General features: G+C 73.0%; 10 protein-coding genes. 7 read left to right on the top strand and 3 right to left on the bottom strand.

Going from position 1 to position 11,065, the window contains the following annotated elements; genetic code table 11:
* The first annotated feature begins 19 nt into the window (after positions 1 to 19).
* From ABZ919_RS18695 to ABZ919_RS18675, 5 genes are all read left to right on the top strand, one after another.
* Positions 20 to 1,093, top strand: coding sequence for a histidine kinase (locus tag ABZ919_RS18695; protein ID WP_361248665.1), 1,074 nt, complete (start codon positions 20 to 22; stop codon positions 1,091 to 1,093).
* Positions 1,090 to 1,875, top strand: a complete 786-nt coding sequence (locus ABZ919_RS18690; protein WP_361248663.1) for a LytTR family DNA-binding domain-containing protein — start codon at positions 1,090 to 1,092, stop codon at positions 1,873 to 1,875. The genes ABZ919_RS18695 and ABZ919_RS18690 overlap by 4 nt, the downstream gene beginning before the upstream one ends.
* The gene (locus tag ABZ919_RS18685; RefSeq protein ID WP_361248661.1) at positions 1,872 to 2,219 is read left to right on the top strand and encodes a hypothetical protein; all 348 of its coding nucleotides are present in this window, start codon (positions 1,872 to 1,874) and stop codon (positions 2,217 to 2,219) included. The genes ABZ919_RS18690 and ABZ919_RS18685 overlap by 4 nt, the downstream gene beginning before the upstream one ends.
* Positions 2,216 to 3,898 (top strand): cation acetate symporter, encoded by a 1,683-nt coding sequence (locus tag ABZ919_RS18680; protein WP_361248659.1) that lies wholly within the window; start codon positions 2,216 to 2,218, stop codon positions 3,896 to 3,898. Before ABZ919_RS18685 ends, ABZ919_RS18680 begins: the two co-directional genes overlap by 4 nt.
* A gap of 402 nt (positions 3,899 to 4,300) precedes the next feature.
* Positions 4,301 to 4,993 (top strand): adenylate kinase, encoded by a 693-nt coding sequence (locus ABZ919_RS18675; RefSeq protein WP_361248657.1) that lies wholly within the window; start codon positions 4,301 to 4,303, stop codon positions 4,991 to 4,993.
* Between the two features lie 14 nt (positions 4,994 to 5,007).
* On the opposite strand, the gene ABZ919_RS18670 is transcribed toward ABZ919_RS18675, so the two are convergent.
* Genes ABZ919_RS18670 through ABZ919_RS18660 form a run of 3 tightly spaced genes read right to left on the bottom strand, consistent with a single transcriptional unit; the run spans position 5,008 to position 8,252 of the window.
* Complete coding sequence (locus ABZ919_RS18670) at positions 5,008 to 6,030, bottom strand: TolB-like translocation protein (protein WP_361248774.1); 1,023 nt, start codon at positions 6,028 to 6,030, stop codon at positions 5,008 to 5,010.
* Positions 6,031 to 6,053: 23 nt separating this feature from the next.
* A complete protein-coding gene (locus ABZ919_RS18665) occupies positions 6,054 to 7,346 on the bottom strand; it encodes an MFS transporter (RefSeq protein ID WP_361248655.1) in 1,293 nt (430 codons plus the stop codon).
* A 27-nt stretch (positions 7,347 to 7,373) separates the two neighbouring features.
* Positions 7,374 to 8,252: a glycosyltransferase gene (locus ABZ919_RS18660; RefSeq protein WP_361248654.1), complete on the bottom strand. Its 879-nt coding sequence runs from the start codon at positions 8,250 to 8,252 to the stop codon at positions 7,374 to 7,376.
* 277 nt (positions 8,253 to 8,529) lie between these two features.
* Between ABZ919_RS18660 and ABZ919_RS18655 the strand changes: the two genes are divergently transcribed.
* Both ABZ919_RS18655 and ABZ919_RS18650 read left to right on the top strand, forming a co-directional pair.
* Positions 8,530 to 9,969, top strand: a complete 1,440-nt coding sequence (locus ABZ919_RS18655) for a sugar transferase (protein WP_361248653.1) — start codon at positions 8,530 to 8,532, stop codon at positions 9,967 to 9,969.
* A 23-nt stretch (positions 9,970 to 9,992) separates the two neighbouring features.
* Positions 9,993 to 11,048, top strand: a complete 1,056-nt coding sequence (locus ABZ919_RS18650) for a Gfo/Idh/MocA family oxidoreductase (RefSeq protein ID WP_361248651.1) — start codon at positions 9,993 to 9,995, stop codon at positions 11,046 to 11,048.
* Positions 11,049 to 11,065 lie beyond the last annotated feature (17 nt).

Genomic DNA, 11,065 nt, shown 5'->3' with positions numbered 1-11,065 from the left:
GTGGTCGTACGGTGAGTAGGTGATCGGTGTCCACCCGTCGGGGATCAGGCATCGGCGCGGTCCGCTCGGAGCCGGCGGCGCCGACGTGGCCGCCGTGCTGCGGCCCGCCCGTGAGATGGCCGAGGAACTCGCCGACGGCCTCACGCCCCGGGCCGCCGACCGGGTCGCACGCCGGGCCCGCAGACTGCTGGACGCCGACGGGGTCGTCCTGTGCGACCTGTCCGGACCGCTCGGCACCGCCGGGAAAGTGCGCGAGGACGTGCGCGAGCTGGCGGAGCGGGCCCTCACCGAGGGCCGCCCGGTGCGCGGCGGTGGCGCCGTGGCCGCCCCGCTGCTCACCGGTGCGGAACCGCTGGGGGCGCTGGTGGTGGCCGGCGGCGAGGTCGCGGCCGACCAGACGGAGGCGCTCGCGGACTGGCTCGGCGAGGCCCTGGAGCGAGCCGTGCTGGGCCTTGCCAGAGAGGAACTCGCGCTGGCCGAGCTGAGCCGCCTGCGCGCCCAGATCTCGCCGCACTTCCTCTACAACGCGCTCTCCGCGATCGCGTCCCTGGTGCGTTCCGACCCGGAGCGGGCCCGGGACCTGCTGGTGCAGTTCTCCGAACTGGCCCGTTACGCCTTCTCCGGGCGCGGACAGTTCACCACCGTGACCGAGGAGTTCCGCGCCATCGAGGTGTACCTGCAGCTCGAACGGGCCCGCTTCGGCTCCCGGCTGTCGACCTCGGTGCGGGTCGCCCCCGAGGTCCTCCCGGTGACGCTGCCGTTCCTCACCCTCCAGCCGCTGGTGGAGAACGCCATCCGGCACGGCATCGAACCGCGGCGGGGCGGCGGGACGGTGACCGTGACCGGCGCGGCCCTGGGCCCCGACTGCACCATCACCGTCGAGGACGACGGCGCGGGCATGGAGCCGGAGCTGGCGGAATCGGTGCTGGCCGGGCGGGGCGAGCGCTCCGGGATCGGCCTGGCCAACGTGGACCAGCGGCTTCGTACCCTGTACGGCCCGGAGTACGGGCTGCTGGTGGAGACCGCGCCCGGCGCGGGTACCCGGATCACCCTCCGGGTGCCGTTGTCGTCACCGGGAATGGCGACGAGATGACCGGGGAGCTGTCGGTGCTGGTCGTCGAGGACGAGCCGCTCAGCCTCGACGAACTGGTGCACCTGCTGCACGGCGTCCCCGGCGTGGGACAGGTGGCCTCGGCCCCCGACGCGATGTCCGCGCTCAAGCTGCTGCGCGACCGGGAGTTCGACGCCGCCTTCCTCGACATCGGCATGCCCGGGCTGGACGGCATGGAGCTGGCCGCGGTCCTCTCCCGGCTGGCGCGGCCGCCCGCCGTCGTCTTCGTCACCGCCTCGCAGGCACACGCGGTCGACGCGTTCGGGATCGGAGCGGTGGACTACCTCCTCAAACCGGCGTCCGCCGGACGGGTACGGCAGGCGCTCGACCGGGTCCGCCGGGCCTGCGCCGCCCCCGCCACCCCTGGGGCCCCTGCCGGCGCGCCGCCCGAGCCGGCCGGTGACCTGGCCGTGCTCAAGGTGGAGTCCGCGGGCCGCACCCGGTTCGTGCGGCGCGAGCAGGTGCGGTTCGTGGAGGCGCACGGCGACCATGTGCGACTGGACACGCGGGACGGTCGGTTCCTGGTCCGCATGCCGCTGTCCACCCTGGAACGCAGCTGGTCCCGGGCCGGGTTCCTGCGGGTGCACCGCAGCTACCTGCTCGCCCTGCGCGCGGTCGAGGACCTGCGGACCGACGCCGTGGGCCAGTTGGTGGCGCACACCGCCGGCGGCGACGTCCCGGTGAGCCGCCGCCATGCCCGCCACCTGAAGGAACAGCTGTTCGCCGCGGCCCGGGAGGGCCGGGCCGGCGGGATGCGGCGATGAGCCGGCCGCGCCGCGTGCCGGTGGTGAGCCCGCAGACCCGGCTGGCGCTGGCCCGACGCTCGGCGGCCGGCCGGCAGCTGGTCCTGCCACCGGACTTCGACGCACCCGCCGCCCGGCGCGCCTATCTGCGGCAGCGCCGCCTCGCCGGCGCCACGGTGCTGACACTGGCCACGCTGCTGCTGGCCCTGCCGCTCCTGATCGCCACCGTGCCGCAGCTGGGCACGATCCGGTTGCTCGGCATCCCCCTGTCCTGGCTGCTGGTCGGCGTGTTCGCGCACCCGCTGCTGCTGCTGGCCGCCGTGGTCCTCCTGCGCCGCGCCGAGCGGGCGGAGCGGACGCGATGACCATCGCCCTGATCTCCCTGGTGGCGCTGGCCGCGCTGGGCATCGGCATGTTCAGCGTGCGGGTGGTGCGCAGCACGGGCGACTTCCTCGTCGCCGCCCGCGGCGTGTCCCCGGCGATGAACGGAGCGGCCATCGCGGGCGAGTACCTTTCGCTGGCCTCGTTCCTCGGCGTAGCCGGCCTGGTGCTGGCCAGTGGTGTCGGTGTGCTCTGGTTCCCGGTGGGCTTCACCGCCGGATATCTGGTGCTGCTGGTCGCGGTCGCGGCACCGCTGCGGCGCTCCGGCGCCTACACCGTGCCCGACTTCGTGGAGAACCGGCTCGGCTCGCCGCCCGCCCGGCGCCTGGCGGGCTTGGCCGTCCTGCTCATCGGCTGGACGTATCTGGTGCCGCAGTTCCAGGGCGCCGGCCTCGTCCTGGAACGCTTCGGCGGGGTGCCGTACCCGCTGGCCGTGCCGCTCGCGGGCACCGTCGTGGCCGTGACCGTGGCGCTGGGCGGTATGCGCTCGGCGACGTACGTCCAGGCGTTCCACTACGCCGTGAAGCTGCTCTTCCTGGCCGTGCCCGCGCTGGCGCTGATCATCGCGGTCGGACCGGCCGGGCGGTCCGCGGCCGTTCACCCGGAGCGCGGCACCCACTTCCCGCAGGCGACCACCGTCGAGTTCCACACGCCCGCCGTGCTTCAGGTGCGCGGCCCGGTCACCGTCACCGTCGACGACCGGACGGCCGTCTGGGCGCCGGGGCGCCACTGGGTCGCGGACGGCGCACGGGTGCGCTTCCCCCGGAGGGCCGCGGTTCCCCAGGTGGGCGGTGCCGGGGAGCTGGGGGGTCCCGCCTGGCGCACCCCTCTCCTCCACCTGCCCGGCGGCACGCATCCCCTGTTCGAGACGTGGTCGCTGCTGCTGGCCACGGTCCTGGGCACCGTGGGCCTGCCGCACATCCTCGTACGACTGCACACCAGCGCGGACGGCAGAGCGGCGCGCCGCGCGGTGGTGGTCACCCTGGCCCTGCTCTGCCTCTTCTTCCTCGCCCCGGCCGTGTACGGGCTGCTCGCCCGGACGGTGGTCCCGCAGCTGTACCTCACCGGGCCCACCGACACGGTGGCCCTGGTCCTGCCCGCGGCGGTGCTGGGGCCGCCGTGGGGCGCCGCGCTGTCGGCGGTCGTCGCGGCCGGGACCTACGCCGCCTTCCTGGCGACCTCTTCGGGGCTGCTGCTGGTGGTGGCCGGCGGCATCGGCCACGATCTGCGCACCGGCTCGCTGCGTGATCTGCGGATGACGGTCGTGGCGGGGGCCGCGGTGGGCGTGCTGCTGGCGTTGCCGGCGCGCTCGCTGGAGATCAGCGTCGTGGTGGGCTGGGCCTTCGCGATCTCCGCAGCCACGCTCTGCCCCCTGCTGCTCCTCGGCATCTGGTGGCGCGGGCTGACGGCGGCCGGCGCGAGCGCCGGACTTGTGGTCGGCGGGGTCTCGGCCGCCTCAGCCGCGGTGATCTCCGCGCTGGGCGCGGCCCCCGCGGGCTGGCCCAGGGCCCTCTGTCTGCAACCCGCGGCCTGGTCGACGCCACTTGCCTGCGCGGTCATGATCGCCGTTTCCCGGCTCGGGCGGCCTCCCGCCGGTGCGGAGGACCTCATGCTGGCCGTGCACGTGCCCGAATCCGCGGAACCGGTCCGGCGCGGGCGCTGACGCCTGACTGGTCTCCGCCTTCCGCCGTCCGCCGTCCGCCTTCCGCCTTCCGCCTTCCGCCTTCCGCCGTCCGCCGTCCGCCGTCCGCCGTCCGCCGTCCACCGTCCTCCACACTCCGGCCTTCGGCCCTCCTTTTCGGTTCCGGCTTCCGGCCCCCGGCTTCCGGCCCCCGGCTTCCGTGCTCCGGCCTCCGGCCTTCGTCCAAGGCGGACCGCGTGGCCTCGGCCGACCGCCGACCGCCGACCGCCGACTGTCGACTGTCGGCCGCCGGCGGCCGACCGTTCGTCGTGGTCGAGCGACCGTTCGCCGTACCCGGCCCACCACCGGTCGGACCGTCCTTGCCCGCCTGGCGCACCGCCGCACACGGTGGGCACATCCGGCACGCACGACGGAAGGCACTTCATGGACCTCCTCCTCATCGGCCCGCCCGGCGTGGGAAAGGGCACTCAGGCCGCCCGGCTCCGGCAGGCCCTGGGCATCCCCCATCTGTCCACCGGCGACCTGCTGCGCCGCCATGTCGCGGAAGGGACCCGGCTCGGCGCCGCCGCTGCCGCACACATGCGGCGCGGCGACCTCGTCCCGGACGAACTGGTGACCGAGATGGCCCTGGACCGGATCCTCGGCCCGTCCTGCGCGGCGGGCGTGGTGCTGGACGGCTTTCCGCGCACGCCCGCGCAGGCCGAGGCCCTCGACGCCGCACTGGCCGGCCATGGGCGACGGCTCACCGCGGTCTTCCATCTCACCGCTCCCGACCGTACGCTGCTGCGCCGCCTGACCGGACGTCGAACCTGCGGCGACTGCGGGGACAGCTATCACCTGGACACCAAGAGGCCGCGCACTCCGGGTCTTTGCGACCACTGTGGGCACCGCCTCGTGCAGCGCGCCGACGACACGGCCGAGACCGCACACGCGCGCCTGGCGGTTCACACACGGCAGACGGAACCCCTGCTCGAGCGCTACCGGCCGACCGGTGTGCTCCACGAGATAGACGGCCGCGGAGACGCCGACGACGTCACCCGACGCCTCCTGACCGCTCTCGGGCGGGGCGCTGCGGGGTCCTCGGCATTTCTGGCAGGCGGCGCCGGCCGCCTGTGACGCGGTGCCCCGGCCTACAGCGGTGCCGGGGACGAGGCGCCCGCGATCAGCAGGCGGGGGCTTCCCGTGCCGTCCGCGGGTACGGTCCACAGGTCGGTGGTGCCGACCTTGCCGTTGGCCGGGAGGGCGTAGGCGACGGTGCGGTCGTCGAGCCAGGTGGCCTGGTCGTCGACGCTGTGGCGTTCGGCGAGCGCCGTCTCGTGCAGGGTGCGCAGGTCGAGCACGTACTCGTGCCAGAGGGAAGTACCGGACAGGACCCGCTTCTTGAAGGCGATGCGGGTCCCGTCGGGGGAGAGCGAGGGACACTCCACGTTCTGGACCAGGCTGGTGACCGTACGACGGGAGAGGGAACCGCGAACCAGGTAGGTGTGGTTGGCGGTGCCGAGGGTGGCGTAGAACGTGTCGTCGTCGGAGGCGAAGGTGACGCCCCAGAAATTGACGTCCGAGGCGTGGTACGGCTTCCCGTCCAGGACGACGGAGAACGTCTCCAGGCTGGGAGTCAGCCGCATGGTGCGGGTGTCCAGCACCGAGGTCCGGGTCGAGAAGAACGCGGAGGAATAGGACTCGCCGGAGACGAAGACGGTCCAGGCGACGAAGCGGCCGCTGGGCGAGACCCGGGCCCGGCTGGGGGTGCCCGCGAGCGCGAAGGTGTGCCGGGTGCGCAGCTCGGCGTTCAGGAGCAGGGCGCGGTTGCTCTGCTTGAGGACGCCGGTGACGGACTGGAGGCAGACCCCCGTGCCCGCTGCCGCGTAGAAGCGCACGCACTTCAGGTTCGAGGCGATCCGGCCGTCCTTCGGATCGGTCGACGGGACCGAGGCGACCGCGCCGCGATGCGGGCCGGCGGCCGCGTTGACGAAGGCAAGCCGGCCCTTCTGGGCGAGCGTCAACGTGCCCGCGCTGACGGCGGGACCGCCCGACTGCAGCTGGCCGGCCCGGTCCGCGCGGGCGGCGGCGTGCAGGACCACGCCCGTTCCCAACCCCGCGAGGAGCAGGACGGCCGTGAGGAGGATGAGCAGGCGGCGGCGCAGCGGTGTCATGCGGATCCTCGGGGCTGTGGTGGTCATCGGTTGCCTCCCGTCGGCCGCAGCACGAGGCCCGCGACGGCCGCGCAGCACAGCAGGCCGACCGCTGAGCCGGCCAGAGCCGGTCCGTCTCCCCACGCCGTCCAGGCGGCGCCGAAAGCCAGTGAGCAGGAGAACCGGGCCAGCGCCTGGCTGGTGCCCACGATGGCCAGGCCACTGGCGCGCAGCTGCTCGGGCACGATGCCGGCGACGGCGGCCGGAAGCACACCGTCGGTGGCCGCGTAGAACGTGCCGTGCAGGGCCAGCACGAGACACGGAAGGACCGGCGTGGCCGGGGCCCACAGCAGCAGGGCGTAGCCGGTGAGCAGCCCCATGTGCCCGGCGAGGAAGACGGTGCGCCGCCCGATCCGGTCGGCCAGCGCACCCGCGGGTACGGCCAGCAGCAGGAACACGACGGCGGTGCCGAGCGGCAACAGCGTGAACCACTGCTCGCCGACGCCGGTGCGCCGTTGCAGAAGCAGGTAGACGAAGGCATCGCTGACCGTGGTCAGGCCGAGCAGTGCGGCACAGCCCGCGAGCGCCCGCAGCCGGGGCAGGCGCAGCAGCGCCAGCGCTTCGCGCACACGGACCGGCGGCCCGCCGTTCGCCGCGCCCCCGCCGTCCGGCCGCTCGTCCGCCGGTCCGTCCGTCCGCGCCCCTTTCGGCCTGCCCGGTACGAACAGCACCAGCACGAGGACGCCGAGCACGGCGACACACGCGCTCACGCCGAACACCGCGTCGTAGCCGCCGGCCGCGGCGCGCAGGATGAGGAAGGCCGCCAGCGGGCCGAGCATCGCGCCGGTGGTGTCCATCGCCCGGTGCACGCCGAAGGCCCGGCCCTGGTTCGCGGCTGGCGTCGACAGGGAGATCATCGCGTCGCGCGGGGCGGTGCGCAGGCCCTTGCCGGTCCGTTCCAGGGCGAGGACCGCGCCGAGCGTGCCGAGACTGCTCGCGAGCAGGAGCAGTGGCTTGCACAGCGCGGACAGGCCGTATCCGAGGCCCGCCAACAGCTTGTGACGGCGCACCCGGTCGGCGAGGTGGCCGCCGGTCAGCTGGACCAGGGCGCTGACGCCGTTGTAGACGCCGTCGAGTGCGCCGAATCCCAGCGGGCTGAAGCCGAGCGTGGTGACGAGGTAGAGCGGCAGGACGGCGGTCACCATCTCCGAGGAGATGTCGGTGACCAGACTGACCGTGCCCAGTACGAGCACGACCGGGGCGACCTTGCCGGGGGTGCGCCTTCGGCCCTGCCCGGTGTCCGCACCCGGCGGCGTGGAGCGGTCGGTGAGATACATGATCGAGGACTCCAGGTGGGCTGCGGATCAGGCCTGTCTGCTGCTCTCGTCCCGCAGCCAGGTACCGAAGTCCCGTGCCCGGATGGCCTTTTCGGCCCGGCGTCGGGCGACGACCGCCGCCGCGGCGAAGACCACCACACCCGCCAGCAGTCTCGGTTCCCCGCGGAGCACGCTCAGCAGATCCGCCTTGCTCGTGCGCGCCGAAGCCTCCTGCGGTCCTCGGTGCTGTTCGACCTGCGCGGTGGACACCGCGGCCCGGATCCGGCGCCTGATCAAGTCGGGCCAGGTGCGCGGTGGACGGACCACGACCCGGGCCGCGCCGACCACGAGCCGCTCCTCGGGGGCGAATGCCAGGGAGGCGGCCAGGTCGTCCGCCATCAGCGGCGGCAGCGCGGCGATCCGGGCGTGCCCGGCCTCGGAGACCGCGATGACGCCTCGGCCGAACAACCCCTCACGTACGGCCGGAAGCCGCTGCCACACCTGGTAGTAGGCGCGCACCCGCCAGGCGCAGCCGGCCAGCGGGATCCGCCGTTCGGGGGCGGTGGCGAGAACGCCCGAGGCGCCGTCGTGCAGGGGCTCGGCGAGCGCTCGTACGTCGGCGGCCGTGAGCACGACGTCGGCGTCCACGTAGAGACGCGGGAAGCCGCGCGCGTGATCGTCCCCCGTGCGCAGGGCGATGTGCTTGGAGGGGACGGGGATCTCGACCACCCGGACACGCGGGCCCCGCGCGGCCGCGATCCGCGCGGTGTCGTCCGAACAGCCGTTGCACACCACCACGATGTCGGTCTCGGCCCCGGCGGAATCGGTCCCGGCGGAATCGGCCCCGCAGGAGTCGGCCAGCAGCGAATCGAGGAGCCGTCCGATGACTCGTGCCTCGTTGTGAGCCGGGATCACGATGCTCGTCACCGAGGCAGTATGCAGCCAAAATCGCTCATGCGATGCGTGTTTCGTCCAACTGTTCCCGCGGCCGCGGCTCGTGGTCTAGATTGAGCTCCGCCGGATCGGTTTGGGTGGGTACTTGTTCCTGATGGCACGTCATGGTGCAGCTCTGTGAACGAAAAACGCCGCACCAGCATGCTGGGGGCATGAAGCGGTTGGGGAACCGCCGAAGCTCTCTCGCTTTCCAGTGCCGCTGTGTCGAGGGCACTTCGACCGGGGGGTAGCCGCGCATGTGGGGGGAGGCATGACCATTGAGGTCACGCATGAGCACCGGGTTGTCGAGCACAGAGGTCCGCGCTTTCGCCGAAGACGGTGGGAGCGCAACTACCGGATCGTCCTGCTGGTCGCGGACGGCTTCGCAGCCGTTGCCGCGGCCTTATTGATCCACACGGCCTACGGCCGCTGGGCGGTGACGCTGGCGCTGCCCCCGATGTGGATCGTCGCCATGCTCGCCCACCGCACCTACGACCGCAGCGCGCTGGGTCTGGGTGCCGAGGAGTACCGGCGGGTGCTCCGCGGCGCCGTCGCGCTGCCGGCGCCGGCCGCGGTCACCTACTGGCTGTTCACGCATGATTCGGCCCTTCTTCATGACATGGCCATGGCTGTAGTGCCGGCCGTGGCGATCGCTCTGCTGATCCGCTGCGCCCTGCGCCGCCGGCTCCGCAGACGATGGGCGCGGGGCCGCGACCGCAGCGCCACGCTCCTGGTCGGGCCCTCGCACGGCATCGTGGAACTGGCCGCGGTGTTGCGGCGCGGTGGCGTACAGGATCTCCAGGTCACCGGAGTGTGTCTGAGCGATCCGGAGAACGCCGCCGCGACACGGAAGTTGGGGATCCCCTTCCTCGGCGGCCTCGGCGACATGCACGACGTCGTCCGGGCCCTGGGCATCCACACCGTGGTGGCGTTGCCGCTCCCCGGGGCCGAGACCTCCGTCCTGCGCCGCATGTCCTGGACGGCAGCCGTACAGGGCGTCGACTTCGTGCTGGCCCCCGTGCTGACCGACGTGTCCGCCTCCCGGCTGGCGATACGGCCGAGCAACGGTGTGCCGCTGATGCGGATACAGGCGCCGAACCTCTCCCGGTTCTCCCGTCTGCCCAAGGAACTCCTGGACCGCACGCTCGCGGCGGCGCTCCTGGCCGTCCTCGCGCTGCCCATGCTGCTGATCGCCCTGATCGTGCGACTGGACAGCTCCGGGCCGGCGTTGTTCCGGCAGCAGCGCGTAGGCCGGTACGGAGATCACTTCACCATGCTGAAGTTCCGCACGATGCGGCCGGATTCGGAGGCCCTCCGGGCGGAGCTGGCGCACCTCAACCAGAACAGTGACGGCCTGCTGTTCAAGGTGAAGCAGGACCCACGGATCACGCGCGTCGGCTCGCTGCTGCGCCGCAGCTCGCTCGACGAACTGCCGCAGCTGGTCAACGTCGTCAGGGGCCACATGTCGCTCGTCGGCCCCCGACCGCCGCTGCCCGAGGAAGTGGAGGAGTACACGCCGGACATCAAGCGCCGGCTGCTCGTGAAGCCCGGCCTCACCGGACTGTGGCAGGTCAGCGGACGCTCCGACCTGCCCTGGGACGAGGCCGTCCGGCTCGACCTCGGATACGTGGACAACTGGTCGATGACTCTCGACCTTTCGATCCTGCTGCGGACCGGGGCCGCGGTGGTGCGGGGAACGGGGGCCTACTGATGGACCGACGGAAGAGGAGCCAAGTGACGCGAACCACCGAGCCGTTGGGAGTCGCGGTCGTCGGGGCCGGCTACTGGGGACCCAACCTCGTACGCAACTTCCAGGCCAGCGACAGGTTCCGGCTGCGCCTGCTGTGCGACCTCGACGTGGACCGGGCCCAGCGGGTCCTCGGCGGCTACTCGACGGTCCGGGCCACCGCGGACTACGCGGCCGTCCTCGCCGATCCCTGCGTCGACGCCGTCGCCGTGGCCACCCCCGCCGGCACCCACCTCGACATCGCCCTGGCCGCCCTGCGTGCCGGCAAGCACGTCCTGGTGGAGAAGCCGCTCGCGGCGACATACGCCGACGGGATGCGGCTGGTGGCCGAGGCGGAAGAGCGCGGGCTCACCCTGATGTGCGATCACACCTACTGCTACACGCCCGCCGCCGGCCGCATCCGGGAGCTGGTCCGCTCCGGCGAACTCGGTGAGATCCACTTCGTCGACTCGGTCCGCATCAACCTCGGGCTCGTGCAGAAGGACATCGACGTCCTGTGGGATCTCGCGCCGCACGATCTGTCGATCCTGGACTTCATCCTCCCCGACAACGTCGAGCCGGTGGCCGTCGCCGCCCACGGGGCAGACCCGATCGGCGCGGGACAGGCCTGTGTGGCCTATCTGACGCTGCAGCTGAACACGGGTGCCATCGCCCACGTGCACGTCAACTGGCTGTCCCCGACCAAGGTGCGCACCACCATGGTGGGCGGGGCGAAACGCACCCTGATCTGGGACGACCTCAACCCCCTGCAGCGCGTGGCGGTCTATGACCGGGGCGTGGACCTGGCCGCGCCGCAGGAGATCGGCGCGGACGAGCGCCGGGAGATGCTCGTGTCGTACCGGTCCGGGGACATGGTCGCGCCCGCCATCGGCGAGAGGGAAGCGCTGCGCAGCATGGTCGAGGAGTTCGCCGACGCGATCAGGGGACGGCGGGCGCCGCTGACCGACGGACGGGCAGGGCTCAGGGTGCTGGACATTCTCGAGGCGGCGTCCCGGAGCCTGGAGTTCAAGGGCGCGGTCGTCGGCCTGCGCGCCGGGCGTTGAGGGAACTCAATTCACTG

The organism is Streptomyces sp. NPDC046759 (genome assembly GCF_040645475.1).
Taxonomy (GTDB): Bacteria; Actinomycetota; Actinomycetes; order Streptomycetales; family Streptomycetaceae; genus Streptomyces.
The sequence above is the reverse complement of the archived record's forward strand: the minus strand, read 5'-3'. Positions and strand labels throughout refer to the sequence as shown.